Source organism: Rugamonas sp. GW822-FHT03B10 (assembly GCF_058801745.1).
This window is the reverse complement of sequence record NZ_JBXANP010000006.1, coordinates 174,343-201,030: the sequence shown is the minus strand read 5'-3', so window position 1 is coordinate 201,030 and position 26,688 is coordinate 174,343. Positions and strand designations below refer to the sequence as shown.

Here is a 26,688-nt window from a genome sequence, read left to right as displayed (position 1 = left end):
GAAACGTCCGGCGGGGCCGGACGGCAAAGGCAGACTTGGGATAGACGCGGGCGGCGCGCGGAAGTTCCGCCGTCGCGTGAAGATGGGGGCGGGGCGGCGCATCGCCGCCCCGGGGAGCGCTTAGTCCTGCGCCACCTGCAGCACCAGCTTGCCGAAGTTCTTGCCTTCGAACAGCATGTTGAGCGCTTGCGGGAATTGCTCGATGCCTTGGACCACGTCTTCCTTGCTCTTGATCTTGCCTTGCTTCAGCCATTGCCCCAGCGCGGCCTCGCCCTGGTGGTAGCGGTCGGCGTAATCGAACACGACGATGCCTTCCATGCGGGCCCGGTTGACCAGCAGCGACAGGTAGTTGGCCGGCCCCTTCACGGCCTCCGTGTTGTTGTACTGCGAGATGGCGCCGCAGATCACGATGCGGGCCTTCAGGTTGATGCGGGTGAGCACGGTGTCGAGGATCTCGCCGCCAACGTTGTCGAAATACACGTCCACGCCTTGCGGGCAATGCTGCTTGATGCCGTCGCGCACGGAGCCGTGCTTGTAGTCGATGCAGGCGTCGAAGCCCAGCTCGTTGACGACGAAATCGCATTTCTCCTTGCCGCCGGCGATGCCGACCACGCGGCAACCGAGCTGCTTGGCCACCTGGCCCACGGTCTGGCCCACGGCGCCGGCCGCGCCCGACACCACCACCGTCTCGCCGGCCTTGGGCTGGCCCGATTCGAGCAGGCCGAAGTAGGCCGTCATGCCGGGCATGCCCAGCGTGTTGAGGTAGGTGGTCAGCGGCGCCAGCGCCGGATCGACCTTGTAGAACGCGCCGGCCTTGTCGTCGGCCTTGCCGATCCAGTAGCGCTGCACGCCGGTGCCGCCCGACACGTGGTCGCCGACGGCGAACTTGGGCGAGCGCGAGGCCAGCACCACGCCGATGCCGCCGGCCCGCATCACCTCGCCGATGGCCACCGGGCGGATGTAGGACTTGGCGTCGTTCATCCAGCCGCGCATGGCCGGGTCCAGCGACAGGTACAGCACCTTGACCAGGATTTCACCGTCGGCCAGTTCGCGCACCGGCTCCACCACCTGCTGCCAGTCGCTGGCCTTGACCATGCCCACGGGGCGGGCGGCGAGGCGGAATTGCAGGTTCTCCAAGACGTTCGTTGTCATTTTTCTTCCTCTGTTGGGGGTAGGTGGCGTCCACTATACCGTATAAATGCACGATCGTGCTATTTCGGAATATGTGGTGCGCGGGGATGCCGGTTTGCCCACTTTTTTACGGCAGGGGCTCCGGCATGCGACAATATCGCCCTTGTTCTGATAACCCATCATTGCCCAATAGCAGCCATGACCCACCCCGAATACATTTTGACCCTCTCCTGCCTGGACCAGCGCGGTATCGTTCATCGCGTATCGGGCTTCCTGGCCGACCACGGCTGCAACATCATCGACTCGGCCCAGTTCGGCGACGGCGAATCGCGCCTGTTCTTCATGCGCGTGCACTTCGCGCTCGAGGACAGCGCCGTGGGCGACGCGCTGCTGCGCGCCGACTTCGCGTTGCTGGCGGCCGAGATGGGCCTGAACTGGGAATTGCGCGACGCGCGCTACAAGCCGCGCGTGATGCTGATGGTGTCCAAGATCGGCCACTGCCTGAACGACCTGCTGTTCCGCTACAAGAGCGGCCTGCTGCCGGTGGAGATCCCGGCCATCGTGTCCAACCACATGGACTTCTACCAGCTGGCGGCCAGCTACAACATCCCGTTCCACCACCTGCCGCTGGCCACCGGCGCGCCCAAGGAAGCCAAGGTCGCGCAGGAAGCGAAGATCATCGAGCTGATGAACACCCACGGCATCGACCTGGTGGTGCTGGCCCGTTACATGCAGATCCTGTCGCCCGAACTGTGCGCCGCGCTCAAGGGCAAGGCGATCAACATCCACCATTCCTTCCTGCCCAGCTTCAAGGGCGCCAAGCCGTACGCGCAGGCCCACCACCGCGGCGTGAAGCTGATCGGCGCCACCGCCCACTTCGTCACCGGCGACCTGGACGAAGGCCCGATCATCGAGCAGGACGTGGAGCGGGTCGACCATTCGATGGACGCCGAGACGCTGTCGGCCATCGGCCGCGACGTGGAATGCGTGGTGCTGGCGCGCGCCGTCAAGTGGTTCGTCGAACACCGCATCCTGCAGAACGGCGAGAAGACCGTCGTATTCAAATAATCGTTTATATCATTTACAGAGTTTCACAAGATGGCCCTCAAAGCGACAATCTACAAAGCCGATCTGCAAATCGCGGATATGGACCGCAACTACTACGGCGGCGAGGTGCTGACGCTGGCGCGCCATCCGTCCGAGACGGACGAGCGCATGATGGTGCGCCTGCTGGCCTTCGCCATCCACGCCTGCGACGGGCTGACCTTCACCAAGGGCTTGTTCGACGTGGAGGAGCCCGATCTGTGGCATAAGGACCTGACGGGCGCCATCCAGCTGTGGATCGAGGTGGGCCAGCCGGACGAGAAGAAGCTGCTCAAGGCCTGCGGCCGTTCCGAGCACGTGGTGGTGTACAGCTACAGCGCCACCAGCCATATCTGGTGGAAGCAGCTGGCCAACAAGGTTGAACGGTGCAAGAACCTGACCGTGATCAACCTGCCGGCCGAGGCCGCCGAACAGCTGGAGAAGATGGCCCAGCGCACCATGCAGCTGCAGTGCACGATCCAGGATGGCCAGATCTGGCTGACGGACGGCGCGGCGACGGTGGAAATCGGCCGTGAGACGTTCAAGGCCGAGCGCTGACCTTTTCCCGAAAAGGACAGCATAAATCAAGTTCGCCGTGGCCTTCGGCGCGGCGAAAAATATGCACTCGGCTATAATCGACCCATGTTCAGGAAATCGACACGACGCACGTTGCACATCTGGATCGCATGTTTTGCGATCCTCATGAACGCGCTCGCACCATCGATTTCCCATGCCGTCGCCTTCGTGCAAGGCCAGCCGTCCAGCTGGGAAATCTGCCGCGGCACGGTGCAAGCGCAGCCGGCCGGCGACGACGCAAAACACCCGGCCACGCACCAGGCCATGTTCAGCATGGACGATTGCGGCTATTGCACGCCGCACGCGGGCAGCTATGGCCTGCTGCCCACCGTCGTTGCCGGGCTGGGCCTGTTCAGCACGCACTCGATTCAACCCTTCCTGTTCTACCGTTCGCCCGCGCCGTTGACGGCGTGGTCGGCCTCCCGCCCGCGCGGCCCGCCCGCCGCCTGATCGCGGTCGCATTGCGCGCGCCGCGCCGCTCCCGTTTCCGCTCCATCCGCTTAGCCCCGGCGCCCGATCGCGCCTGAACAGATGCCGCCTCCCGCGCGTACCGCCGCTGCGCGTCCGCCGTTGGCCGCCCCCACTTGAAGAGAGAACGAACATGAACAAGCAATTGCTGACTTTCCTCGCGTCGATGACGCTCGCCACCTGCGCCATGGCCCAGGTCACCGTGAAGGATGCGTGGATACGCGCCACCGTGCCCACCGCCAAGGCCACGGGCGCCTTCATGCAGCTGCAGTCGGCGCGTGACGCGCGCCTGGTCGAAGTGCGCTCCAGCGCGGCCGGCGTGGTCGAGATCCACGAAATGGCGATGGAAGGCCAGATGATGCGCATGCACGCCATCGCCGGCCTCGATCTGCCGGCCGGCAAACCGGTCAACCTGGCCTCCGGCGGCTACCACGTGATGCTGCTGGACCTGAAGCACCAGTTGAAGGAGGGCGACACGGTGCCGATGACGCTGGTGATCCAGAACCAGGACAAGAAGACGGAGACCGTGTCGTTGTCGGTGCCGGTCAAGGCGCTCAATTACACAGCCCCCAGACACTGAACCAACGGAGCGTGCCATGAATTCACGTATCCGTCTCAAACCACTGGTGTTGCTGCTTTCCCTGCTGGGCGCCGGCCATGCGATGGCCGACGAGGCCCAGCCGTTGACGGTGATCGCCATCAACGGCGGCCGTCCCAGCTCGCTGCCGACCCAGATCCCCACCACCATCGAAGGCATCACCGGCCCGCAGATCGAGGAGCGCGTCAACGCCCTCGACAGCGAGGACGCCCTCAAGTACCTGCCCAGCCTGAACGTGCGCAAGCGCTACGTGGGCGACTACGACCACGCCGTGCTGGCCAGCCGCGCCTCGGGCACCGGCAACAGCGCCCGCTCGATGGTGTACGCGGACGGCATCCTGCTGTCCAACCTGCTCGGCAACGGCGCCACCTACACGCCGCGCTGGGGCCTGGTCACGCCCGAGGAGATCGAGCGCGTGGACGTGCTGTACGGCCCGTTCTCGGCCGCCTACGCGGGCAACTCGGTCGGCGCCGTGGTCGATTTCATGACCCGCATGCCGACCCGCTTTGAAGCCCACTTCAAGCTGTCCGGCTTCGGCCAGGCGTTCGAGCAGTACGGCACCGACGCCCGTTACTTCGGCAAGCAGGGCAGCGCGTCGATCGGCGACCGCCAGGGCGCGTGGTCGTGGTGGCTGGACCTGTCGCGGCTGGACAGCAATGGCCAGCCGATCGCCTTCGCCAACAAACTGACCAGCAAAGGCGTGCCCGGCGCCGCCGGCCTGCCCGTGACGGGCGCGCTGGCCGACCGCAATCCCGTCAACCAGGACTGGCTGATCCTCGGTTCCACCAACCAGATCCACACCATCCAGGACCACGCCAAGGTCAAGCTGGCGTACGACGTGTCGCCCGTGCTGCGGGCCAGCTACACGCTGGGCTGGTGGAAGAACGACGCCGAGCGCCATGCCGATTCCTACCTGCGCGACGCGGCCGGCAACGCCGTCTACACGGGCGACGACAAGAACCGCATCAACTTCGGCGGCAAGACCTACACCTTGCTCGCCTCCGACTTCGCACCCAGCGTGGGCGACCTGGAACACCTGATGCACGGCTTGTCGCTCAAGCGCCATAGCAAGGGCGTGTTCGACTGGGAGGTGGCGGCCAGCCTGTACGACTACCACCGCGACCTGGTGCGCACGCCCACCGTGCTGGTGGCCGACGCGCAGAGCAACGGTCAGGGCAACATCACCGACATGGGCGGCAGCGGCTGGAACACGCTGGCGCTGAAAGGCACGTGGCGTCCTGACGGCATGGCGGGCGCCCACATCGTCGACTTCGGCGTGCAGCGCGACAGCGCCAAACTGCGCACCCACGTGTTCAGCAGCGGCGACTGGCTGCATGCGGCCGATGGCGCGCCCGTCTCCGACTTCAATGGCGACACCCGGCTGGAAAGCCTGTTCGCGCAGGATACCTGGCGCATCGCGCCAGTGTTGAAAGCCACGCTGGGGGCGCGGTTCGAGCACTGGCAAGCCTTCGATGGCCGGATCGGCGCCAAAGGCAAGCTGCTGCCATTCGCCGACCGCAGCGAGACGGCATGGTCGCCCAAGGCGGCGCTGGCATGGAGCGCCAGCGACGAATGGACGATGAAGGCGTCGACCGGCCGCGCCGTGCGCAATCCGACAGCGGCCGAACTGTTCCAGGGCGCCATCGTGGACGGCCAGATCGTGTACACGGACCCCAGCCTGAAGGCGGAAAAATCGTGGACCAGCGAGCTGACGGCCGAACGCCTGAACGCCGACTCCAGCCTGCGCGCCACGCTGTTCCACGAGGTCACGCGCGACGCGCTGTATTCGCAGCCGCTGACGCCGACCGTCAACACCGTCCAGAATGTCGGCAAGATCCGCACCACGGGTCTGGAGTTCTCGCACCAGGCCGACAATGTGCTGGTGCCGGGGCTGGCCATCACGGACAGCCTGACCTATGCCGATTCGCGCATCGTGGCCAACGACGCGTTCCCGGCCAGCGTGGGCAAGCTGCAACCGCGCGTGCCGCGCTGGCGCGCCAACTTCCTGGCCGCCTACCAGGCCAACGCGCAGTGGAGCGGAACCTACGGCGTGCGCTATAGCGGCAAGCAGTACGGCACGCTCGACAACAGCGACCCGAACGGCAACACCTACACGGGCGTGTCGAAGTTCCTGGTGATGGATGTGCGGGTGCGCTACCGGCTCGATGGGCACTGGACGGCGTCGGCCGGGGTCGACAACCTGAACAACGCGAAGTACTGGGCCTTTCATCCCTACACCCAGCGCACGCTGGTGGCGGAGTTGAAGTACGACTTGTGAGGCGGGGGAAGCCAGGGGCAGATCCCTGGCGTGAAAAACCAGGGTCAGACCCAAGGGTCAGACCCTATTGTTACCAGGGACAGACCCTCGGGGCTGTCCCTTTTGCGACGGCGGCGGGACGATCAGCGCACCACGGCGCCGCCTTTCATCACCCACTGCACGCGCTCCAGTTCCGTGATGTCCTTGAGCGGGTCGCCGTTCACGGCGATCATGTCGGCGAACTTGCCGGCCTCGATGGCGCCCACGCGGTCGCTCCAGCCCAGCAGCTGGCTGGCGTTCACGGTGCCGCTGCGGATCGCCTGCAGCGGCGTCATGCCCAGTTTGACGTAGACGGCGAACTCGCGCCCGTTCAGGCCGTGCGGATACACGGCCGCATCGGTCCCCAGCGCCACCGGCACCCCTTGCTGGATCGCGTGCGCCACGTTGCGTCGCGCGGCCGGCAGCACCACCTTGGCTTTCTCCAGCAGCGGTTTGGGCAGCTTGATCGCTTCGGCGTTCTCGATCAGCCAGTCGCCCAGGTACAGCGTGGGCACCAGCCAGGTCTTGTGCTCCTTCATCAGCTTGATGTCCTCGTCGTCGATGTAGGAGCCGTGCTCGATCGAGTCCACGCCGGCCAGCACGGCCAGCCGGATGCCGTCGCCGCCGTGGGCGTGGGCCGCCACCTTGCGGCCCAGCCGGTGCGCCTCGCCGACGATGGCCTTCATCTCCTCCAGCGTGTACTGCGAGGCGCGCGGGTCGTCGCCGAACGACAGCACGCCGCCGGTGGCGCAGATCTTGATCACGTCGGCGCCATATTTGATGACCTGGCGCGTGCGCTTGATCACTTCGTCCACGCCGTCGGCCACGCCTTCGGCCTGCAGCTTGTATTCGGGCGCGTGCATGGTGTCGTCGCAGTGGCCGCCCGTGATGCCGAGCGCGGGGCCGGAGGCGGAGATGCGCGGGCCGGGCACGTCGCCGGCGTTGATGGCGTCGCGCAGGCCGATGTCGGCGTAGCCTTCGGCGCCCACGTTGCGCACGGTGGTGAAGCCGGCGTTGAGGGTGCGCAGCGCGTTGCGCGCGCCCGTCAGCGTGGCGCGCGGCACGGAGATGGCCACGCTGGCGTAGCCGGCGTCCTCGGGGTTGCCGGTCAGGTGGGTGTGCATGTCGATCAGGCCGGGCAGCAGGGTCTTGTCGCCCAGGTCGATCACCTTGGCGCCGGCGGGAATGGCCAGTTTGCTGCCGGCGGCCGTGATGCGGTCGTCGGCGATCAGCACCACGGCCTGGTCGACCATGGCGCCGCTGCGCACGTCGAGCATGTGGGCGGCCTTGACGGCCGTGATGTGCGGGGCCGGCGCGGCATCGGCGGCCCAGGCGCCGGCGCAGGCCAGCAGCAGCGCGGGCAGCGTCAGCGCGCGGCGCAAGGAGGTGGTCGTGCGGTTCAAATAAGTCTCCCGGTGTGTTATTCGAACGGAGAGTATATAGCGCCATGTCGGCGCCACGCACGACAATTCTTTTAAACTTAAACTACTTTATTCCAGGCCGGGGAGCCGGCCGGGATCACTGGGTGCGCCCGGCCGCCATCACTGCGGCGCGGCGCCCAGCCGCCGCACATCACCCGATCCGGCCACGCTGCGGGTCAGGCGCGGGTCGCCGTAATACGCGACTTCGCCCGAGCCGGCCACGTTCACATTGAGCGTCTCCCTGGCCCAGACCCGGGCCTTGCCCGAGCCGCTCAGGCTGACTTTGACATCGCGCGCGGCCAGCTCGTCGGCCTGCACCTTGCCCGACCCGCCCACCGAGACCTGCAGCCGGTCGGCCTTGCCGGCCATGTGCAGGACGCCACTGCCGCCCAGCGAGATGGAGACGGAGCCGCCGTCCAGGTGGCTGGCCTCGATGCCGCCCGAGCCGGCCACGTCGAACGCCAGGCTGCGTCCATGCAGGCCGTCGGCGGTGATGGTGCCGGAACCGGCCACGGTCAGGTGCTCCAGCGTGCGCGCCTGCACGACGATCTTCAGCGTGCGCGGCTCCAGCTGCATGTCGCGTTTTTGCGGACGGATGCGCAGCGTGCCATTGTCGACCGACGTGTCGATCAGGGGCAGCAGGTTGTCGTCCACTTCGATGGTCACGCCCTCGGTGGCGCCCAGCCGCACTTCGACGTTGCCGGCCATGTTCAGGTCCACCCCCGTGAAATGCTCGACCTGGCGCGCCTGCCGGACGACGTTGCCGCTGCCCTGGACCCGGTCGCCGCTGAACCAGCCCAGTGGCGAGGCGCTCGCCGGCGCGGCGGGCAGGGCGGCCGTCAGCATGCCCGCCGCCAGCAGCAGGGCGCGCAGCACGGGACGATGGCGGGAGGATGGCGAAGCCGGGGATGGGATGGTGGTGGCAGCGGCGGTCGTGACTGGCATGGTGGTCTCCTGTTGGCGATGACGGATAAGCTGCATGCTAGCGGTGCGCCAGACGTGCGGACAGCGCGTTGCGACAGACTGCACAAGCGGGGGCGCAGAATGCAAGGGCGGCATGCTGGCCGGCTGCGGCGCGCCATGCGGTATCATGCCGGTATCTGCGCCGCCAACCGGCGCCACGTCACTCTGACCGGCCAGGCCGGTCAACCTCACTGGAATACCATGCTGATCATCACCATCAAACAGGGCAAGGAAAAGAGCTTGCTGGCCGGCGAACCGTGGATTTACGCGTCCGCGATCGAAAAAGTGGACGGCAAGCCGCAGGAAAAAATGAAGCCCGGTTCGACCGCCATCGTGCAAAGCTCGTCGCGCCAGTTCCTGGCGCGCGCCGCCTACAACGCCAAATCGCAGATCCGCGCGCGCGTGTGGAGCTTCCGCGAGGACGAGCCGATCGACCATGCGCTGATGAAGCGCCGCGTCAAGGCCGCCATCGCCAGGCGCGCCGCCGGCTGGCGCCAGGCCGAGGCCACGGCCCTGGTGCCGCTGGTGCTGGGCGAGGAGGATGGCTTGCCCGGCCTGCTGGTGGACAGCTACGGCGGCCCGTCCGGCTACCTGATCTGCCGCTTCCAGGCCGGCGGCGTGGACGCGTGGAAGGTGCCCATCGTGCAGGCCCTGCTCGCGGAAACGGGCTGTCCCAACGTCTACGAGCGTTGCGAGGAACTGGTGCGCAAGGGCGAGGGCCTGCCGCTGTTCTCGGGCGCCCTGGCCGGCGACATGCCGCCGGACCGGGCCACGGTGACGGACGCCGGCCAGCGCTGGCAGATGGACCTGCGCACCGGCTTCGAGTACCCGAAGACCCGCCAGCCGCGCTGACGGCGCGCCCGTGTTGCGCCCGAGTTTCAGAAAATTAATTTTCTGGTGGCAATCTTTGGCGCTGGTCTTATAATCGCCGTAGCGGTTGGAGATGGCAGGCCAACGTCGCAACGGACCCGGAGATCAGAGCAAAGATGGAACATCACTTGTCGTCGCAAATACGCACGTTGTCCTATGTGGAGAACGAAGACCATCCTGTGTTCGGCACGCTGGTCGAGCAGATCCTGCACCTGCTGAACTCCAAGCTGATCTTCAGCGACATCCTGATCCACCAGAACAGCCCCTTGCTGCTGCGCCAGCCCAAGGGCCTGGTGGCCGTGACGGATTCGCCCATCACGCGCGAGGAGCTGGAGGAATTCTTCGAGGTGGTCGAGCCCAACTGGGCCGAGCGCATCCAGGACCGCGCGTTCGACCGTTCGATCGACCTGCACACGGCCCGCATCCGCGCCAACTGCTTCACCTTCCAGGGCAAGAAGCGGCTCGGTTGCGTGATCCGGCGCTTCCCCAAGGAGCCGATGGCGCTGGGCCAGCTGGGCCTGCGCCAGGACGAGATGGACTTCGCCAAGCTCGCCAGCGGGCTGGTGCTGATCATCGGCGACACCTGCCAGGGCAAGTCGACCACCATCGCCTCCATGCTCGACGAGATCAACAAGAACCGCTCGGGCCACATCATCACGATCGAAGACCCGGTGGAGACCCTGATCCCGCAGCGCAAATGCGTGATCACCCAGCGCGAGGTCGGCTTCGACGGCGACGTGGAAAGCTTCTACCTGGGCGCGCTCGACGCGCTGCGCGAGCGGCCCGACGTGATCGTGATCGGCGAGATCCGCGACGCCCAGACGGCGCAGGAAGCGCTGGCGCTGGCCGAATCGGGCCCGCTGGTGCTGGCCTCGCTGCACGCGCGCTCGACGGAGCTTGGCTTGCAGAAGATGGTGCGCCTGCTGGGCAACACGGAGCCGCAATCGCAGGCGCTGGCCCACGCGCTGCGCGGCGTGCTGTGCCAGGCGCTGCTGCCGTCCGTCGAGGGCGAGCGCTACCACCTGGCCACCGAATGCCTGACCTCGAATCCGGAGGTGGTGCAGATGATCGCCAGCGGCAACGTGTCGTCCATCCGTGGCTGGATGGAGAGCAAATCGGCGCCCGGCTGCCATCCGATGAACGCCTCGCTGCGCGCGCTGCTGGCGGCCGGCAAGGTCAGCCCGGAGGACGCGCGCAACGCCAGCACCGATCGCATCGGCTTGGCCGGGCGTTGAAGTCCGGGGCACGCGGCTGCGCCGACGAGCGCGGGCCGGTGTTCGGCTGCGCACGCTGGCATGGGGTGACGCCATTGGTACATTGTTGCGCCGGGTGGGATGTATTTTTGAAAACTATTGTGCTAAAATTGAAAGCGTTTTCTAAATTAATGGTAATTAAGACGAAAAGAGGATGACGATGCGCAAACTGATTCTTGCCGCTTTGCTGGCAACGGCCTCGATGGCACAGGCTTCCACCCCCGTATTCACCGACAATTTCAACGGCGATACGCTCGGCTTGAACACGACCACCTTCGCTGGCGGCTGGACGGTGTCGTCCGGTACTGTCGACACCATCGGCACCGGTTTTTTTGATCTGTTCCCAGGCAACGGTCATTACATCGACCTGGACGGTTCCACTTCGCAGGCAGGCATTTTCTCGAAGACACTGAGCCTGACGAATGGCGTCACCTACACCGCCACCTTCGACCTGGGTGGCAATAAGCGCGGCTATGCCAACGACACGGTTGACGTCAGTTTCGGCACCGCTAACGGCAGCTATACGCTGGCCTCCGCCGATCCCTTCGGCAACCATGGGCTGACCTTCACGGCCGGCGCCAGTGGCCTGTACACGCTGAGCTTCCATAACCACGGTGGCGACAACGTCGGCGCGGTACTCGACAACGTCAACGTGACGGCCGTGCCGGAGCCGGCCACCTACGGCATGTTGCTGGCTGGCCTGGCCTTCGTCGGCTTCGTGGCACGTCGCCGTCAAGGTTAAGTCCCGTCATTGTCCGGTGCAAGCCCGCTCAGGCGGGCTTTTTTGCGTGCGCGCCTCCCGCCGATCGGGGCTGGAGGTGCCGGCGCGAACGCGGGCACTCGCCGCAGGGCGCTAGTCCAGCGGCACGTTGCGGTAGCGGTTCACGTCCTGCCCCGTGACGGGCGGGGCGTTGTTGCCCCACGCGCTGCGCAGGTAGGACACCACGGCCGCCACCTCCACATCGCTGAGCACATGGCCGAACGGCGGCATGCCGTACGGACGCGGATTGCCGGCCGTGCCGGGCGCGAAGCCGCCATTGAGCACGACGCGGATCGGGTTGACGGCTTCCTCCATCGTCAGCGCGCGGTTGCCGGCCAGCGGCGGCACGCCGGGCGGCAAGCCCTTGCCGTTGGCGCCGTGGCAGTCCACGCAATGCTGGTGGTAGAGGCGCGCGCCGGCCTGCAGGAATTCCTTGGCCTCGGCCGACGTGTCGCGTTCAAATTCCGTTTTCTCCGCCTTGCCCGGTAGTGCCCGCAGATAGACCGTCATGGCATGGATGTCGGCGTCGTTCAGGTGCTGCAGGCTTTGCCGCACCACCTCGGCCATCGGGCCGAACACGGTGGCGCGCGGCGACACGCCCGTCTTCAGCAGCGCCGCCACATGCTCCGGCTGCCAGCCGCCCAGGCCCGCTTCCGCGTCGGCCGTCAGCGACGGCGCATACCAGCCCAGCACGGGGATCATGCCGCCCGACAGCGTGTCGCTGGTGGCGCCCAGCGCGTTGCGCTCGCTGTGGCAGGCCGCGCAATGGCCCAGCCCTTCGACCAGGTAGGCGCCCCGGTTCCAGTCCGCCGATTGCGCGGCCTGGGGCCGGAACACGGCGGGCTTGAAATACAGCGTGCGCCACAGGGCCAGCATGACTTGCTGGTTGTACGGGAAGCGCAGCTGGTGCGGGCGGTTGGGCTGGCGCGCGGCCGGCACGCTCTGGAAGTAGGCGTACAGCGCGTCGGCGTCGTCGCGCGTGATCTTCGTGTAGTTCGTGTACGGGAAGGCCGGATACAGCAGCCGGCCATCCTTCGATTTGCCGTTGTGGAGCGCGCGCCAGAAGTCGTCCGCGCTCCAGGCGCCGATGCCCGTTTCGCGGTCGGACGTGATGTTGGGCGTGACCATGGTGCCGAACGGCGTGGGCAGCGCGCGCCCGCCCGCGTAAGGCGCGCCGCCGCGCGTGGTGTGGCAGGCCATGCAGTCGCCGGCGCGGGCCAGGTAGGCGCCGCGCGCCACGCGTTCGGACGGGGCCAGCGCGGCCGTGGCGGCCGGCGCCGGGCCGGCGTCGTCGGTCGGCCACAGGGCGATGGCGAGCACGGTGGCCAGCAGCGCGCCGGCGCCGGCCAGGATGGGAGTGAGTTTCTTCATACGGTCACGGGGCCGGCACGCTGCCGCAGGTGAGCGGCATCGGCATGGCGATGGTGGTGGCGGGGCGGATGGCCGCATCGGCGCGCTGGCTGGACAGCCAGGACGAGACGGCGGCCACGTCGGCGTCCGACAGGCGGCTGGTGATCTCGGCCATGCAATCGGGCGCGGCGGCGCGCCGCACCTTGTTGCGCCATGCGCCGAACTGGGCGTTGATGTAGTCGTGCGGCAGGCCGACCAGGCCGGGGATGGCCGGCGCCACGCCCGTCAACTGCTCGCCGTGGCAGGCCACGCAGGCCGGAATCTTTTTCGCGGGATCGCCATGGCGCACCAGCGTGCGGCCCCGTTCCAGCGTGCCGGCGCTGGCCGTGCTGGCGGCGGGCGGCGGGTAGGGCGGGTGCTGTTCGGAGAAGTACTGCGCGATCTCGCGCAGGTAGGCGTCCGGCAGATGCTCGACCATGTAGGTCATCATCGGATAGCGGCGCCGGCCCTCGCGGAAGTTGACCAGCTGGTTGTACAGGTAGCCGGCCGGCTTGCCGGCGATGCGGGGGAAGAAGGCGTCACCGCGCTCCTTCGCGGCATGGCAGGCGGTGCAGGCGGCCACGCGCTGCTCCATCGTGTCGGGCAGGGTGGCGGGCGTGGCGGCGCGCGCCGGCATGGCGCAGGCGTGCGCCAGGGCCAGTGTCAGCAGGGCGCGCCGCGCCACGGTCAGGGGTTTGGACATGGGCTATACCGGTTATCGGGAAAACCCCGCGGGTAAACGTTGCGGGAAACCGCCGCGTACAAGTTTGGCGGTTTGGCAAGCATATACCGTGTCGCCGGATAATGACAGGCGCGGCGCCGCAATTCGGCCGGCGCGCGCGCCGGCGTTCAGTGCTCGCCGGCCTGGCCGTCCGCCGCTGTCGGCGCGTTGGCCGGCGCGCTGTCCGGCGCCGATGCAGGCGCGGTGGCGGGCCGGCGGGTGCCGGGCCGGTGCTGGCGTGGCGGCTTGGGCGGCTTGAACGGCGGAACCTTGCCCCCCTGCGCGATCCAGTGGCGGAAGATGCGCAGCGCCACCTGGGCGTCGTCGGCCGCGTACAGGATCTGCTTTTCGTTCAGGCGCGACGTGGCCCAGTTGGTGGTGGAGATTTTTTTCGACTTCTGCAGCTTCTGGCCGAAGAACTTGGCCACGGCCGTCTTGGCGCCCAGGTCGTTGCGCTGGCCCGGCGTGCGCAGGGCGACCGACAGGTCGAGCACCTTGGCGGCCTGGATCGCCAGTTTCGCGTGCAGGCGCTTGACGTCGTCCGACAGGCCGAAGCCGGCCTTGATGGTCTGGTCCGATTCGAGGATGGCCTTGAGCACCTCGAGCACCTCGGGCGCCGGATGGGCGCCGACGGGGAACAGGTAGGCGATGCGGTCGGTGGCCAGCTGGATCAGGTGCGGCCCGGTCGACTTCTCACCCTTGAGGAAGGTGGGTTTGGATTCCGTGTCGAAGCCGATGGCGTCCGAGGCCAGCAGGTCGGCGCGCGCCTGTTCGGCCTGGGCCGGCGTCGTCACCACGCGCACGTCGCGCAGCGCGATGCCCAGGTAGGGCGGCAGTTCGGGCGCCTCGGGCGCGCCGGCCGGCACGGCTTCCGGCATCAACTCAACCCTTGCGCGAGAATTTCGCGGTCAGCTGGTGCAGCTTCTCGGTCCGGACGCGGGCCGCTTCCTCGGCGGCGGCGGCGGCGCGTTCGGCCTTCTTGCGCTCCGCTTCCTTCTTGAAGCGTTCCTGCAGCACCTGGGTGGCGTGGGCGCGGTGGGTGTCGGTCACCTCGGCGCCGGCCGTGCCGTCCAGGTCGTAGCGCACCTTGGCCTTTTCCATCACTTTCAGGTAGCGCAGCGAGCCGGTGTGGATGCCCAGCGCCGTGCGCATGGTCTTGCGGTCCAGGTCGGGCATGCGGGCCAGCAGTTGCTTGTCGATGCCGATCGACAGCGGCAGGAAATCGCGGAAGGCCGGGAATTCCGTCTGCAGTTTCTTCAGCAGGTTGCGCGGGGACTGCGCCGGCGCGGCGGCGGCGGCGCTCGGAGCGGCGGTCGTTTCAACGTCGCCGGCTGGCGGCTGGGGGGTGAGGCTAGTGTTCATCGAATCATAGGTTAAAGCGAGAGGCGCCAGCATATCATGCGTATCCCATCAATGCAGTGCCTTTTGGGCCATCATGGCATTTCGACCACGTTTTTCGTGCGGACGCGGCAGGTGCTTTTACGCGCCAAACCTTGTATAATGACTGACGCACCAAATGCAGGGTGGTGCGATTTCAGTTTGGTACAGGAAGATTTAACAGGGCGCTAGCCCTTGTTATGTGGTTTTTAGATGACGGATATTTGATTTATCAATTATCTTGATGTCTCGCGATACGGCATAATTTGCCCTCTCCTCTATTCTTCACTGAAAAATAGACAGAAGCCCGTTTCAGGTAGCGGGCTTTTTTTATTCCGCAGCTTCATCGTCAACTTTTATACAACATTGCTCAGCCAGGCGGACCGCATGCGGTGAGCGCCGGCCAATGGCATTGGTGTATGGGCCCATGGGTCTCGCATAGAGAGAATTTTAATGACAAAAACGCCGAAAACTTTAACGTTGTCCGTCAAGGCCGCCCGTACCAGCTCCGCGCCGCTGGTGGTGCCGAAGACGACTTTATCTTATGTCATCGAGAATGCGCAAGAGGCAGCGGGCAAAGTAACGGTAGTCAAGAAGAAAAGCTCGCGCCTGGCCGCCGTGGCCGCCGCTGAGGCGGCCGTCGCCGACGCCGGCGTGGAATCGGGCGTGGCGGCCGAAGCGCCGGCCAAGACCCCGACCGTGAAAGTGGCCCGCAAGGCCGGCGCCGCCTCGGCCGCCGTCTCGCTGGCCGCGCCGGCCGGTCCCAAGCCGGCCGCCGCCCCCAAGTCCAAGCTGGTCAAGGCCAAGGCCGAACCGGCCCCGGTGGTGATCGTCACCGCCGGCCCGGCCGTGAGCCAGGTGACGGACGCGGCCACGCTGGCCACCATCGACACCTCCGGCTACCTGCTGCCGAGCGTGAAGGTGCCGGGCCGCCGCGGCCGCAAGCCGAGCGAATTCACGCCGGAGAACGATGAAGTGGCGGCGCTCAACGCCGTCGAGCGCGCCGAGCTGAAGGCCGTCTCCAAGGCCCGCGAGCGCAAGGCCAAGGGCGGCGCCGACCTGCTGGGCATGGACCCGAAGGCGTCGGCCGAGGACATGGAGCGCCGCCGCCAGCAGATCAAGAACCTGATCAACATGGGCAAGGAGCGCGGCTTCCTCACCTATGCCGAGATCAACGACCAGCTGCCCGAGAACATCATCGATCCGGAGGCGATCGAAGGCATCATCGCCACCTTCAACGACATGGGCATCGCCATCTACGAGCGCGCGCCCGACGCCGAATCGCTGCTGCTGACCGACAGCGTGGCCACCGTCACCAGCGACGACGAAGTGGAGGCGGCCGCCGCCACCGCGCTGTCGACCGTCGATTCCGACTTCGGCCGCACCACCGACCCGGTGCGCATGTACATGCGTGAGATGGGCGCCGTGGCGCTGCTGACGCGCGAAGGCGAGATCGAGATCGCCAAGCGCATCGAGGGCGGTTTGAAGGACATGATCCAGGCCATCTCGGCCTGCCCGACCACGATCGCCGAGATCGTCGCGCTGGCCAGGAAGATCGAAGCGGACGAGATGAAGGTCGACGAGGTGGTGGACGGTTTCGTCGACGTCAACGAAGCGGCCAACGCGCCGGCCGTCAGCACGGCCGCCGCGTCGGACGACGACGAGGACGAGGACGTCGAGGATGAAGAGGAAGAGGACGGCGACGCCAACGGCGGCGCGGCCGGCTTCTCGACCGAGCAGCTGGTGCAGCTGAAGAAGGCGGCGCTGGAGAAGTTCGCCGTCATCTCGACCCAGTACGACAAGATGCGCAAGGCCTCGGGCGGCTACGGCTCCAAGGGCTACGTGGCGGCGCAGGAGGCCATCTCCAACGAGCTGCTGGGCATCCGCTTCACGGCCAAGGTGGTCGAGAAGCTGTGCGACACGCTGCGCGGCCAGATGGAGGAGGTGCGCCACATCGAACGCGCCGTGCTGGAACTGTGCGTGAACAAGTGCGGCATGCCGCGCGCCCACTTCATCAAGGTCTTCCCCGGCAACGAGTGCGACCTGGACTGGGTGGACCTGGAAGTCGATTGCGCCTATCCGTACAGCGCCGTGCTGGGCCGCAACGTGCCGGCCGTGAAAGAGCTGCAGAAGAAGATGATCGACCTGCAGGCGCGCGTGGCGCTGCCGCTGGCCGACCTGCGCAAGATCAACAAGCAGATGGCGGCCGGCGAGAAGCGCGCGCGCCAGGCCAAGCGTGAAATGACGGTGGCCAACCTGCGTCTGGTGATCTCGATCGCCAAGAAGTACATCAACCGCGGCCTGCAGTTCCTCGACCTGATCCAGGAAGGCAACATCGGCCTGCTGAAGGCGGTCGACAAGTTCGAATACCGTCGCGGCTACAAGTTCTCGACCTACGCCACGTGGTGGATCCGCCAGGCCATCACGCGTTCGATCGCCGACATGGCGCGCACCATCCGCGTGCCGGTGCACATGATCGAGACCATCAACAAGATGAACCGCATCTCGCGCCAGATCATGCAGGAGACGGGCAGCGAGCCGGACCTGGCGACCCTGGCCGTCAAGATGGAAATGCCGGAAAACAAGGTGCGCGAGATCATGAAGATCGCCAAAGAGCCGATCTCGATGGAAACGCCGATGGGCGAGGATGGCGATTCGCAGCTGGGCGACTTCATCGAAGACAACACCACGCTGGCGCCGCTGGACGCCGCGCTGCACGCCTCGATGCGCAACGTGATCAAGGAAGTGCTCGACTCGCTGACCCCGCGCGAAGCGAAGGTGCTGCGCATGCGCTACGGCGTGGAGATGTCGAACGACCACACGCTGGAGGAAGTGGGCAAGCAGTTCGACGTGACGCGCGAGCGCATCCGCCAGATCGAAGCGAAGGCCATGAGCAAGCTGCGCCAGCCGTCCCGTTCGGACAAGCTGAAGACCTTCCTGACCACGCACTAAGCGTCGTCCGCCCGACCCGGAACCGGGGTCAGGTCATGCCTTCACGCAGGTTGCGTGAATTCATGACCTGACCCCGGTTTTTTTTGCGAACGCGAGGATGGCGGCCAGCGACAGCACGGCGGCCGCGCCGAACGTCCAGGCCGGGCCCACGCTCCACAGCGCGCCCGCCAGCAGCGAGGCGGGCAGGTACAGCGCGCCCGTGACGAAGCTGTAGATGCCGATGGCCGAGGCGCGCCGCTCCGGCTCCAGGTCGGCCACGTAGGCCTTGCTCTGGGCTTCGTCGATCGCGTAGAACACACCGTAGACCGCGAACGCGGCCACCAGCTCCCATTTGCCTTGGGCCAGCGCCAGCCAGACGTTGAGCAGGCCATGCAGCAGGTAGCCGAGCATGATCACGCGCCGCCGGCCGATGCGGTCGCCCAGCCGTCCCATCGCCGGCGCGGCCAGCACGCAGGTGACGTTGAAGAACGCGTACAGCAGCACGATCTGCGTCACCCCAAAGCCCACGTCGTGCGCCTTGAGCAGCAGGAAGCCCAGGCTGTAGTAGGCCAGCGCGAACAGGCCGCCCGGCAGCAGGAAGCGCTTGAAGCCGGGGCTGAGCGCGTGCCAGTTCTGCCACACGCTTTCGCGCGTGTGCGGCGCGGCGGTCCGCTCGTCCACCCTGGCCAGCACGATGACGCTGATCAGGGCCGGCACCACGGCGATCCAGAACAGCAGCCGGTAGGCGTCGCCCGATTCGCCCAGCCATTTCAACACCGCCCAGGCCAGCAGCGGGCCGGCCACGGCGCCCGATTTGTCGAGCGCCTTGTGCACGCCGAACGCGTAGCCGCGCCGCTCGGCCGGGGCGATCGCGGCCAGCCAGGCGTCGCGCGGCGGACCACGGAAGCTTTTGCCCAGCCGTTCGATCACGCGGAACAGGCTCAACGCCGTGATGGCGGTGCTCACCAGCAGGATGGTCTTGGCCAGCGTGGAGAAGCCGTAGCCGGCCACCACCAGCGCCTTGCGGCGGCCGCCACGGTCGGACAGCCAGCCCGACAGGTAGTTGAGCGAGGACGCGGAGAAGTCGGCCAGCCCTTCGATCAATCCCAGCAGCGCGCTGGAGGCGCCGGCCACGGTGGTGAAGAAGATGGCGAATACGGAGAAGATCATCTCCGAACTGAGGTCGGTGAGAAAGCTGACCAGGCCCAGTTTGATGATGTCGGGATGCAGGCCGCGCCAGCCCGATGGTGACGCGGCTGGTGGCGCGGATGGCGGTGCGGACGGCGGCGGCGCGGCCGTCCGCCGGCCGCCGCCGCCGTCCGCCGCCGCGGGCGGTGAGGAATCAGGGCGCTCCGGCATCGCTGGCCGCGCGCGGTTTGAGGGCGGCCGTCAGCCGCCCTTCGAGCGCGCGCACGTCGAACGCGCTGCCGGTGCGGGTGCCGTCCGCGAAGTAGACGGTGGGCGTGCCGATCACGTGCAGCTTTTTGCCCAGCGCCAGCACTTCCGCGTGCGGCGCGCTGCAGCCGGCCGGCGCGGCGGGGGCGGGCTGGCTGTCCTCGATCCACGCGCGCCAGGCTTGGGCGCGGTCGGCCGCGCACCAGATGTTGCGCGACTTGACGGCCGAGTCGTCGGACAGGATATCGAGCAGGAAGGTGTAGATGGTGACGTTGTCGAGGTGCTTGAGCGTCTGGTGCAGCTTGCGGCAGTATGGGCAGTTGGGGTCCTCGAACACGGCCATCACGCGCTTGCCGTCGCCGCGCACGGTCTTGATGGCCGTCTCCAGCGGCAGGTCGGCGAAGCGTATCGTGGCCAGCTGGTCGGCGCGGGCGCGCGTCAGGTCCTGGTAGGTGGCGGTGTCGACCACCTTGCCGACGAACAGGTACCTGGCGTTTTCGTCGGTGTAGAACACGTCGCCGTTGGTGCGCACTTCGTACAGGCCGCCGTAGGGCGTCTTGCTCACGCCGTCGACTTTGATGTTGACGCCCATGCGCGGTTCGATCAGGGCGTGGATGCGCGCTTCGGTGGGCGTCTCCGCGCCGGCCTGGGCCAGCACCGGCAGGGCGGTGGCCAGCAACAGCGCTAACGTGTGCTTCATGTGCGGTCCTTGTGGTGGGTCATTCGATGCCGCTGGCGCGCGCGCGGATGCGCTCGGCCTCGGTGGGGAACAGTTCGGTGCGCAGCGCGTCGACGCTGCGGCGGCGCGCCGGGCCGGGGCTGGCGGCGTCGCCTTGCAGCTGGGCCACGGCGGCGCGGAAGCGCGCGTAATGGACGCGCCACTGCCGTTCATCGGCGGCGGCGGCCTCGTAGGAGCGGGTGGCGTCGCGCACGATGTCGGCCAGTTCGGCGTCGCGCGCCCTTTGTTCGGTGGCGCCGTGCAGCCGTTGCTGGCGCAGCGTGTTGGAGTCGGGCTCGGCGTCGTCGGCGGCGCCGGCGCTGCTGGCCGCGTTCGTCGCGGGGCGCGCGCGCAGTTCGGCCACGGCGTCGGCCAGCACCGCATCGTCGTCGCCGAACCAGGCGCGCTGCAGGGCCGGCGAGAATTGTTGCTGGCGCAGCCGCGCGCGTTGCGCCTGCCAGTTGGCCAGCCGCTCCGTTTGCTGCGCGTCGGGCACGGCGCCCGGCGCCACGGTGAGCTGCTGGCGCGCCAGCAGCTCGTCGTGGTTGCGGATGTAGGCCAGGTAGGGCGTCAGCAGCGCCTCGGCCTGGGCGGCGGCGCCGGCCGGCAATCGCTGCCGCAGATAGGCGCGCAGTTGCGCGGCGCGGGCCGCGAGGTCGGCGCCGTCGCCGCGGATCAGGAAGTAGTCGAAGCTGGTGCGCAGCTGGCGGTTGGCCGCCAGCTGGCCGCTGTCGCTGACGGTGAAGCCATCGGGCGGCGGCTCGTCCGTGTCGACGTCGAGGGCGGCGTTGCGGGGCGCGCTGCCGAGCGTGCCGGGGCCGATGGCGCCGCTCCATGCGGCGGGGGCGGGCGCCGTGCTCCCGCTTTGCGGCGCGTCGGCCGGCGTGCCGGCCTGCCAGTACCAGATCAGGCCGGCGCTGGCCAGCGCGGCGGCCACGTAGCCGCCCTGGCGGAGATAGGTGGTGAGCTGCATGGCGGACTGATCGCGGCGCGGCGTCGCCGTCAGATCTTCTTGTCGACGGCGGCCGGGCCGGGTTCGGCGCCCGGCACGGCCTTGGCGCCGGCCTGCACCGGCGCCGCGTAGCGCGTCTGTACCTGCCAGCCGTTGTCGCCCTGTTTCCAGGTGTCGATCACGAACACCTGCCGGGGCAGGGGCGAGGTCTTGGGCACGTCCAGTTTCCAGAGGAAGCTGACCACCATCAGCGGCCCGTATTCATGCACGGCCATCTGTTCGATGCGCGATTCGAACGGCGCGCCGGACTGTGCCTGCTTCAGCCATTCGGCGCGGGCCGTGGGGCGGCCGGGGGCGGCCGAGGTGCGCAGTTCGAAGTTGTCGGCCACCAGCCGGTTCAGGGCGTCCGTGTCGTGCTGGCGGACGGCTTGCAGCCAGTCCTCCTCGAGCTCGGAGAATTGTTTCACCGTCAGCGTCACGGTGGGGACGATGCGCTTTTGCGCTTCGGCGGCCAGCGCGGGCGGGGGCGCCAGGGACAGCGCGGTGAGCAAGGTCGGCAAATACTTGAGCATACAAGTTCCGGTAAGTATGGCCGCCGCGGCGCGCGGCGGCCCATCGTCATGCTACACCTTAGGGATATTGCATGGTGCAGGCCTGGGACGGCTGCAGGGTCCAGTTCTGCTGGATCAGGTACTTCAGGCCACCCATGGTCACGTTGTACTTGGCGCCGTTGGAGGCGGTCGAGGTGGTGCCGAAGGTCCACGCGCACTTGTCGCCGTTCTCCATGCCGCTTTGCAGCGAGTACCAGGCGTTGCCGTCCGGGTCGGTCACGGCTTCCTCCAGTTCATGCGCGAAGATGCTGGCCATGGCGTCGGCGCCCGGCGTGTTGTTCGGGCTCGGCGTGTTGGCGCCGCAGGACGACGGGCACTGGGTTTCCGGGTTGCCCACGAAGGCGTACTTGATGTTCTGGCCGCTCACGGTGGTGTTGGTGTGCCAGCCGCAGTACTGGGTGCAGAAGCCCGAGGTGGCCGTGGTGGCGCTGTCGGTCATCACGAAGTAGACGGCGTTGCTGTCGAGCGGCAGGGCGCCGGACGAGATGGCGTTGGTCACCACGCTCTGGATGTTGGCGTCCGTCAGCTTGGTGCCCAGCGTGCCGCTGTTGACGATGCTGCCGGCCAGCTTGACGCTGTTGCTCACGTGGGTGTTGCTGCCGTTGTAGTAGGTGGTGTTGATGTTGAAGTAGGGCGAGCCGCCGATGCTTTGCGCCAGCGTGCTCAGCACGCTCTTGGACGCCGGGCCGTTGCCCACGTCCCAGTTGCTGCCGTACCAGATGTAATACACGTTGGTGGTCGGTGCCACCATCACGGGGCCGCCCTGGTAGGTCAGGTTGGAGGTGCGGCGCGCCTTGAGCGTGGCCGCCTTCTCCGGGTGGCTCATGGAGTCCAGGTCCAGTTCGCCCCAGCCTTTGCCGGTCGGTTTGAAGATGGAGTCCTTCGACTCCTTGATCACGCCGGCATGGGCGGCGGTGGCGCATGCCAGGCTGGCAGCGAGCAAAGTAAGTTTGAGGCGCAAAGTCATTTTGATTTCTCCGTGGGGTGTGGAACATCAAAGTCGTCCTGTCGATGGACAATCTGCTCTTACTCCGCTGTCTGCATGCTGCCATGCGTCAACAAGCGTGAGTGTATTTTAACGCCCTCGTTTGTTGACAAGGACGAAAAAATGCTGCGGCGGCGCACCATCCCTTGTCAACAAGAGCATGGGCGTTGCTTATGGGTTAAATGGTTTGTGGCGGCGCAAAAAGCGAACTACGCGGGGGAACGTTGGGGGCGACTGCGGGGACGGGAGAGCTGCGGAACGTCGATGGTGCCCAAAGCGGTACTCGATAAGCTCAACAACATGTGTTTCTCCCGATGAGATTGTGCGGCACTGCGGTTGCGCTTGTGGCGCGAGCAGATTTCATTGTTGTGGTGTTGCTTTGCTGCGATGTTGTGAGTTCATTTTACTGAAATATTTTACATTTGCTATTGTTTTTGTGGCTCTGTTGGAAAATGAAGACAGTTGAAGATCGCGGACGGGCCAGGGGCGGCCGCGCCGGCGTCTTCCGGGGCCGATGTCGACTGCTGCTTGCGCGCGCGTTTCGCCGCGTACATGCGCTGGTCGGCCACCTCGAGCAGCGGTTCCAGGTCGTTGGCGTCGTCCGGGTAGATCGCGCTGCCGATACTGGCGCCGAGCGGCAGCCGTCGGCCTTCAAAGGTGAAGTCGTGGGCGATCGACGCGGCGAGCGCCAGTTTCTTCTGCTCGAGGTTGGCCGGGTCCCGCAGCGGCGACAGGATGGCGCCGAATTCGTCGCCCCCCACCCGGGCCACCAGGTCCGACTCGCGGATGGTGGCGCCGATGCGTTGCGCGAGGGCCCGGATGGCGGCGTCGCCGGCGCGATGGCCAAAGCGGTCGTTGATGGCCTTCAGGCCGTCCATGTCGATGCACAGGACGCCGAAGCGTTCCCGCCGGCGCTCGGCCTGGGCGATGCAATGGCGCAGCCTGTCGTAATAGAGCGCCCGGTTGGCGAGATTGGTGAGGGCGTCATGGGTGGCGCTGTGATAGAGCGCGCTCGCTTCGAGCCTGGCGGCGTGGAACATGGCTGCGCCTATCACCTCGGACATCAGTTCCAGCGCCGCCATATGATGGTCGTGGAAGGCGTCGACCTTTGTCGAGATGACCTTGAGCGCGCCCACGGCGGCGTCGTCGTGGAGCAGCGGGATCACCACCATCGACCGCAAGCCCACCTTGCGGCAGGCCGCCTGGTCGACACGCGCGTCGGTTTCCGAATCGGCGCACAGCAGGATGTGCTTGGCGCGCATGCACAGCCCCGACAGACTGCCCGCCATCGGTATGCGCAGGCCGAGCTGGCTGGCGGCGCTGCCCGAGACGGCGCGGTAGACCATCTGTTCGCCGTCGGCGATCTCGACCACCGCACCGGTGGCATGGGTCAGCGCCTGTGCCCGTTCGCACACGAGCGCCATCACGCCGCCCAGGTCCAGGCCGCAGCGGGCGATTTCCGTATGGGTGCGGATCACCTCGAGCAGCGTGGCGCTGTCAAGACGCAAATAGTGGGCCCATCGTTTCACGATACCAAATCTCACACAAAATCACTTCCGGTAGTGTGAGCTGGAACATGCAAAAAGGCAACTAATTGTTGCGGCGGCCGCAGCGGCGGCGCCGGACGGGGCGGGGCTGGTCAGCGGCGCGCCGTCATTGCTTGCTGTTGGGCCGGCGCGCCTTCGGTGCGCCGAACAACGCTTCCACCATGGGATCGCGGCGGGCGATGGCGCGGCTGGCGCGCACCGGGTAGATCACGTCGTCGACCAGGCGGTGGATGCGGGTGCCGTCGCGGTCTATCGTGATGTTCAGGGCCGATTCCCGGCCGGGGCGTGGTATATGCTCGTTCATCAGACGCACTTCCTCTTTCATGGCGCCCGGCGCTGCCTGTGGGTCGGAGCGGTAGGCGAGCGGCCATGCTACGGCACGCGCGGCGCGGCGCGCAATAGGCCTTCCGACGCGTGCGCCTAGTTCCTAAGGCTTAGCTGTGCTAGTTCCCATGACAGCCACCCGACCCACTATTCACCGATAGCGGGGGCATGCGCCGCTCCCTACACTGGCCAGGTCGCTCAGCGCATTTTACTTGGCTTGGAAATTCCTTGACTCAGATCATTCAAGATTGCCCTGCCGAAGCAAGACAATGCTCGCTGGCACGGGATCGCGTACGTCGCGCGACAACCCGCTGTACCGATGTTTGCACACTCAGGAGAAAAACAGATGGATAGGGATAGCAGCAACAAGGCAGGCAAGGAACTGGACACTGAAGTCGTCAACGCACGTCGCGGTTTCCTCGGCAAGAGTGCGGCGCTTGGCCTGGCTGGCGCCACGCTGGGGCTGGCTGGCTGCAAAGAAGAGGGCGCTGCACCCAAGGGCAGCGCGTCCGCGTCCGCTTCGGCGGCGGCCAAGGCCGGCGGCGGCCACGAGATCGCACCGGGCCAGCTGGACGATTACTATGCCTTCACCAGCGCCGGTCACGGCGGCGAGGCGCGCATCATCGGTCTGCCATCGGGCCGTACGCTCAAGCGCATCCCCGTGTTCAACATCGACTGCATGCTCGGCTGGGGCATCACCAACGAATCGAAGAAGATCATGGGCACCAAGGCCGATGGCTCGCTCGAATACAAGACCGGCGACACCCACCACGTGCACGGCAGCTACAAGGACGGCACCTATGACGGCCGCTTCCTGTGGGTCAACGACAAGATCCACTCGCGCCTGGCCCGCATCCGCATGGATACGATGGAGTGCGACAAGATCACCAAGCTGCCCAACGTGATGGGCTTCCACGGCATCTTCCCGGACAAGTGCGACCCGGTCGATCCGAAGATCAACTACACCACCCGCGTGTTCTGCGGCGCCGAGTTCCACATCCCGCTGCCCAACGATGGCCACGATGTGAACAACCCGGACAAATGGGGCTGCCTGTTCACCTGCGTGGACGCCGACTCCATGGAAGTGAAGTGGCAGTGCCGCGTGGACGGCAACATGGACCTGGTGGCCACCTCGTACGACGGTAAGCTGGCCGCCTCCAACCAGTACAACACGGAGAACGCACACGACCTGACCGGCATGATGTCGGCCGAGCGCGACGCCTGCGTGTTCTTCAACGTGGCCCGCATCGAAGCGCTGGTCAAGGCCGGCAAGTTCACCACCATCGGCAGCTCGAAGGTGCCCGTGGTCGACGGCCGCAAAGCCGCCAATCCGGATCCGAAGTCCTCCGTCACCTGCTACGTCCCGGTCGGCAAGAACCCGCACGGCGTGAACGCCAGCCCGGACGGCAAATACTTCGTGTGCTCGGGCAAACTGTCGCCGACGGCGACCGTGATCGACCTGTCGCTGGTGCTCAAGTGGTTCGCCGGCGAACTCAAGACCGAACGCGACGCCGTGGTGGCCGAGCCGGAAATCGGCCTGGGCCCACTGCACACGGCCTTCGACGGCCGCGGCAACGCCTACACCTCGCTGTTCCTCGACAGCCAGTGCGTGAAGTGGAACGTGGAGGCGGCCATCGCCCAGTTCAAGGGCGACAAGAACGCCAAGGTCATCGTCGAGAAGATGGACGTGCACTACCAGCCCGGCCACAACTACGCGTCGATGGGCGAGACCAAGGAAGCGGACGGCAAGTACCTGAACTCGGGTAACAAGTTCTCGAAGGACCGCTTCCTGCCGGTCGGCCCGCTGCATCCGGAGACGGAACAGCTGATCGACATCAGCGGCTCGACCATGAAGCTGATCGCCGACCACACCGCGTACTCGGAACCGCACGACGGCATCATCGTGCGCCGCGACGTGGTCAAGACGCGCCAGATCTACAACATGGACGACTTCCCGCTGGCCGTGAAACCGGAGAACGCCGGCATCACCCGCCAGGGCAACAAGGTGACGGTGCGCATGATGTCGGTGGCGCCGAACTACAGCCTGCCGGAGATCAAGGTCAAGAAGGGCGACGAAGTGACGCTGATCCTGACCAACCACGACAAGGTGGAGGATCTGACCCACGGTTGCGCGATCCCGACCTACGACATCTGCTTCATCGTCAACCCGCAGGAGACCAAGTCGGTCACCTTCAAGGCTGACCATGCCGGTGCGTTCTGGATCTACTGCACCCACTTCTGCCACGCGCTGCACCTGGAAATGCGCAGCCGTCTGCTGGTGGAAGCGTAAGAAGCCGGGCATACGATGACAATCAGTTT

Annotated in this window: 24 protein-coding genes; 10 read left to right on the top strand and 14 right to left on the bottom strand. The window is 66.6% G+C overall.

The annotated features are described in order from the left end of the window. Window positions 1-120: 120 nt before the first annotated feature. Complete coding sequence (locus AC1RQG_RS12400) at window positions 121-1,152, bottom strand: NADP-dependent oxidoreductase (RefSeq protein WP_493131698.1); 1,032 nt, start codon at window positions 1,150-1,152, stop codon at window positions 121-123. Window positions 1,153-1,329: 177 nt separating this feature from the next. Here AC1RQG_RS12400 and purU point away from each other — a divergent pair, with 177 nt between their 5' ends. From purU to AC1RQG_RS12375, 5 genes are all read left to right on the top strand, one after another. Then, the gene (purU, locus tag AC1RQG_RS12395; RefSeq protein WP_493131696.1) at window positions 1,330-2,199 is read left to right on the top strand and encodes a formyltetrahydrofolate deformylase; all 870 of its coding nucleotides are present in this window, start codon (window positions 1,330-1,332) and stop codon (window positions 2,197-2,199) included. Between the two features lie 30 nt (window positions 2,200-2,229). After that, window positions 2,230-2,772, top strand: a complete 543-nt coding sequence (locus AC1RQG_RS12390; protein ID WP_493131694.1) for a YaeQ family protein — start codon at window positions 2,230-2,232, stop codon at window positions 2,770-2,772. Between the two features lie 84 nt (window positions 2,773-2,856). After that, the gene (locus AC1RQG_RS12385) at window positions 2,857-3,240 is read left to right on the top strand and encodes a DUF2946 domain-containing protein (protein WP_493131692.1); all 384 of its coding nucleotides are present in this window, start codon (window positions 2,857-2,859) and stop codon (window positions 3,238-3,240) included. 151 nt (window positions 3,241-3,391) lie between these two features. Then, window positions 3,392-3,838, top strand: a complete 447-nt coding sequence (locus tag AC1RQG_RS12380; RefSeq protein WP_493131690.1) for a copper chaperone PCu(A)C — start codon at window positions 3,392-3,394, stop codon at window positions 3,836-3,838. Between the two features lie 16 nt (window positions 3,839-3,854). After that, on the top strand, window positions 3,855-6,134 hold the full coding sequence (locus AC1RQG_RS12375; RefSeq protein WP_493131688.1) for a TonB-dependent receptor: 2,280 nt from the start codon (window positions 3,855-3,857) through the stop codon (window positions 6,132-6,134). Window positions 6,135-6,256: 122 nt separating this feature from the next. Here the strand turns inward: AC1RQG_RS12375 and AC1RQG_RS12370 are convergent, their stop codons facing one another. Both AC1RQG_RS12370 and AC1RQG_RS12365 read right to left on the bottom strand, forming a co-directional pair. After that, complete coding sequence (locus tag AC1RQG_RS12370) at window positions 6,257-7,555, bottom strand: Xaa-Pro dipeptidase (RefSeq protein ID WP_493131686.1); 1,299 nt, start codon at window positions 7,553-7,555, stop codon at window positions 6,257-6,259. A 138-nt stretch (window positions 7,556-7,693) separates the two neighbouring features. Next, entirely contained in the window at window positions 7,694-8,518 is an 825-nt protein-coding gene (locus AC1RQG_RS12365; RefSeq protein WP_493131684.1) for a head GIN domain-containing protein, read from the bottom strand. Between the two features lie 219 nt (window positions 8,519-8,737). Between AC1RQG_RS12365 and AC1RQG_RS12360 the strand changes: the two genes are divergently transcribed. From AC1RQG_RS12360 to AC1RQG_RS12350, 3 genes are all read left to right on the top strand, one after another. Then, window positions 8,738-9,388 (top strand): class I SAM-dependent rRNA methyltransferase, encoded by a 651-nt coding sequence (locus tag AC1RQG_RS12360; RefSeq protein ID WP_493131682.1) that lies wholly within the window; start codon window positions 8,738-8,740, stop codon window positions 9,386-9,388. A 134-nt stretch (window positions 9,389-9,522) separates the two neighbouring features. After that, window positions 9,523-10,641: a type IV pilus twitching motility protein PilT gene (locus AC1RQG_RS12355; protein ID WP_493131680.1), complete on the top strand. Its 1,119-nt coding sequence runs from the start codon at window positions 9,523-9,525 to the stop codon at window positions 10,639-10,641. A gap of 172 nt (window positions 10,642-10,813) precedes the next feature. Continuing rightward, window positions 10,814-11,401: a PEP-CTERM sorting domain-containing protein gene (locus AC1RQG_RS12350; RefSeq protein ID WP_493131678.1), complete on the top strand. Its 588-nt coding sequence runs from the start codon at window positions 10,814-10,816 to the stop codon at window positions 11,399-11,401. Between the two features lie 111 nt (window positions 11,402-11,512). On the opposite strand, the gene AC1RQG_RS12345 is transcribed toward AC1RQG_RS12350, so the two are convergent. The 4 genes from AC1RQG_RS12345 to AC1RQG_RS12330 all read right to left on the bottom strand — a co-directional run bounded on the left by AC1RQG_RS12345 (window position 11,513) and on the right by AC1RQG_RS12330 (window position 14,891). Further along, window positions 11,513-12,790, bottom strand: coding sequence for a c-type cytochrome (locus tag AC1RQG_RS12345; RefSeq protein WP_493131676.1), 1,278 nt, complete (start codon window positions 12,788-12,790; stop codon window positions 11,513-11,515). Window positions 12,791-12,794: 4 nt separating this feature from the next. Further along, window positions 12,795-13,511: a c-type cytochrome gene (locus AC1RQG_RS12340; RefSeq protein WP_493131674.1), complete on the bottom strand. Its 717-nt coding sequence runs from the start codon at window positions 13,509-13,511 to the stop codon at window positions 12,795-12,797. 146 nt (window positions 13,512-13,657) lie between these two features. Further along, window positions 13,658-14,407 carry a 3'-5' exonuclease gene (locus AC1RQG_RS12335; protein WP_493131672.1) on the bottom strand — a complete coding sequence of 250 codons (750 nt, stop codon included), beginning with the start codon at window positions 14,405-14,407 and terminating at the stop codon, window positions 13,658-13,660. Window positions 14,408-14,411: 4 nt separating this feature from the next. Beyond that, entirely contained in the window at window positions 14,412-14,891 is a 480-nt protein-coding gene (locus tag AC1RQG_RS12330) for a ProQ/FINO family protein (RefSeq protein WP_493131670.1), read from the bottom strand. Between the two features lie 468 nt (window positions 14,892-15,359). Between AC1RQG_RS12330 and rpoD the strand changes: the two genes are divergently transcribed. Then, complete coding sequence (gene rpoD, locus AC1RQG_RS12325; RefSeq protein ID WP_493131668.1) at window positions 15,360-17,858, top strand: RNA polymerase sigma factor RpoD; 2,499 nt, start codon at window positions 15,360-15,362, stop codon at window positions 17,856-17,858. A gap of 60 nt (window positions 17,859-17,918) precedes the next feature. On the opposite strand, the gene AC1RQG_RS12320 is transcribed toward rpoD, so the two are convergent. The 7 genes from AC1RQG_RS12320 to AC1RQG_RS12290 all read right to left on the bottom strand — a co-directional run bounded on the left by AC1RQG_RS12320 (window position 17,919) and on the right by AC1RQG_RS12290 (window position 24,349). Beyond that, the gene (locus tag AC1RQG_RS12320; RefSeq protein ID WP_493131666.1) at window positions 17,919-19,196 is read right to left on the bottom strand and encodes an MFS transporter; all 1,278 of its coding nucleotides are present in this window, start codon (window positions 19,194-19,196) and stop codon (window positions 17,919-17,921) included. Continuing rightward, window positions 19,180-19,932, bottom strand: coding sequence for a DsbC family protein (locus AC1RQG_RS12315; RefSeq protein WP_493131664.1), 753 nt, complete (start codon window positions 19,930-19,932; stop codon window positions 19,180-19,182). Before AC1RQG_RS12315 ends, AC1RQG_RS12320 begins: the two co-directional genes overlap by 17 nt. Before the next feature lie 19 nt (window positions 19,933-19,951). Beyond that, complete coding sequence (locus AC1RQG_RS12310; RefSeq protein WP_493131662.1) at window positions 19,952-20,923, bottom strand: hypothetical protein; 972 nt, start codon at window positions 20,921-20,923, stop codon at window positions 19,952-19,954. Window positions 20,924-20,952: 29 nt separating this feature from the next. Next, the gene (locus tag AC1RQG_RS12305; RefSeq protein ID WP_493131660.1) at window positions 20,953-21,474 is read right to left on the bottom strand and encodes a nuclear transport factor 2 family protein; all 522 of its coding nucleotides are present in this window, start codon (window positions 21,472-21,474) and stop codon (window positions 20,953-20,955) included. 58 nt (window positions 21,475-21,532) lie between these two features. Continuing rightward, a complete protein-coding gene (locus tag AC1RQG_RS12300) occupies window positions 21,533-22,480 on the bottom strand; it encodes a hypothetical protein (RefSeq protein WP_493131658.1) in 948 nt (315 codons plus the stop codon). Window positions 22,481-22,923: 443 nt separating this feature from the next. Further along, entirely contained in the window at window positions 22,924-24,027 is a 1,104-nt protein-coding gene (locus tag AC1RQG_RS12295; protein WP_493131656.1) for a diguanylate cyclase domain-containing protein, read from the bottom strand. 124 nt (window positions 24,028-24,151) lie between these two features. Continuing rightward, window positions 24,152-24,349 carry a hypothetical protein gene (locus AC1RQG_RS12290; RefSeq protein ID WP_493131654.1) on the bottom strand — a complete coding sequence of 66 codons (198 nt, stop codon included), beginning with the start codon at window positions 24,347-24,349 and terminating at the stop codon, window positions 24,152-24,154. Window positions 24,350-24,715: 366 nt separating this feature from the next. Between AC1RQG_RS12290 and nosZ the strand changes: the two genes are divergently transcribed. Beyond that, entirely contained in the window at window positions 24,716-26,659 is a 1,944-nt protein-coding gene (gene nosZ, locus AC1RQG_RS12285) for a TAT-dependent nitrous-oxide reductase (protein ID WP_493131652.1), read from the top strand. Window positions 26,660-26,688: the final 29 nt, after the last annotated feature.

Coding starts and splice junctions, on each gene's coding strand:
- AC1RQG_RS12400 (WP_493131698.1), bottom strand. CDS start 1,152: ATGACAACGAACGTCTTGGAGAACCTGCAATTCCGCCTCGCCGCCCGC.
- purU (WP_493131696.1), top strand. CDS start 1,330: ATGACCCACCCCGAATACATTTTGACCCTCTCCTGCCTGGACCAGCGC.
- AC1RQG_RS12390 (WP_493131694.1), top strand. CDS start 2,230: ATGGCCCTCAAAGCGACAATCTACAAAGCCGATCTGCAAATCGCGGAT.
- AC1RQG_RS12385 (WP_493131692.1), top strand. CDS start 2,857: ATGTTCAGGAAATCGACACGACGCACGTTGCACATCTGGATCGCATGT.
- AC1RQG_RS12380 (WP_493131690.1), top strand. CDS start 3,392: ATGAACAAGCAATTGCTGACTTTCCTCGCGTCGATGACGCTCGCCACC.
- AC1RQG_RS12375 (WP_493131688.1), top strand. CDS start 3,855: ATGAATTCACGTATCCGTCTCAAACCACTGGTGTTGCTGCTTTCCCTG.
- AC1RQG_RS12365 (WP_493131684.1), bottom strand. CDS start 8,518: ATGCCAGTCACGACCGCCGCTGCCACCACCATCCCATCCCCGGCTTCG.
- AC1RQG_RS12360 (WP_493131682.1), top strand. CDS start 8,738: ATGCTGATCATCACCATCAAACAGGGCAAGGAAAAGAGCTTGCTGGCC.
- AC1RQG_RS12355 (WP_493131680.1), top strand. CDS start 9,523: ATGGAACATCACTTGTCGTCGCAAATACGCACGTTGTCCTATGTGGAG.
- AC1RQG_RS12350 (WP_493131678.1), top strand. CDS start 10,814: ATGACGATGCGCAAACTGATTCTTGCCGCTTTGCTGGCAACGGCCTCG.
- AC1RQG_RS12345 (WP_493131676.1), bottom strand. CDS start 12,790: ATGAAGAAACTCACTCCCATCCTGGCCGGCGCCGGCGCGCTGCTGGCC.
- AC1RQG_RS12340 (WP_493131674.1), bottom strand. CDS start 13,511: ATGTCCAAACCCCTGACCGTGGCGCGGCGCGCCCTGCTGACACTGGCC.
- AC1RQG_RS12335 (WP_493131672.1), bottom strand. CDS start 14,407: ATGCCGGAAGCCGTGCCGGCCGGCGCGCCCGAGGCGCCCGAACTGCCG.
- AC1RQG_RS12330 (WP_493131670.1), bottom strand. CDS start 14,891: ATGAACACTAGCCTCACCCCCCAGCCGCCAGCCGGCGACGTTGAAACG.
- rpoD (WP_493131668.1), top strand. CDS start 15,360: ATGACAAAAACGCCGAAAACTTTAACGTTGTCCGTCAAGGCCGCCCGT.
- AC1RQG_RS12320 (WP_493131666.1), bottom strand. CDS start 19,196: ATGCCGGAGCGCCCTGATTCCTCACCGCCCGCGGCGGCGGACGGCGGC.
- AC1RQG_RS12315 (WP_493131664.1), bottom strand. CDS start 19,932: ATGAAGCACACGTTAGCGCTGTTGCTGGCCACCGCCCTGCCGGTGCTG.
- AC1RQG_RS12310 (WP_493131662.1), bottom strand. CDS start 20,923: ATGCAGCTCACCACCTATCTCCGCCAGGGCGGCTACGTGGCCGCCGCG.
- AC1RQG_RS12305 (WP_493131660.1), bottom strand. CDS start 21,474: ATGCTCAAGTATTTGCCGACCTTGCTCACCGCGCTGTCCCTGGCGCCC.
- AC1RQG_RS12300 (WP_493131658.1), bottom strand. CDS start 22,480: ATGACTTTGCGCCTCAAACTTACTTTGCTCGCTGCCAGCCTGGCATGC.
- AC1RQG_RS12290 (WP_493131654.1), bottom strand. CDS start 24,349: ATGAACGAGCATATACCACGCCCCGGCCGGGAATCGGCCCTGAACATC.
- nosZ (WP_493131652.1), top strand. CDS start 24,716: ATGGATAGGGATAGCAGCAACAAGGCAGGCAAGGAACTGGACACTGAA.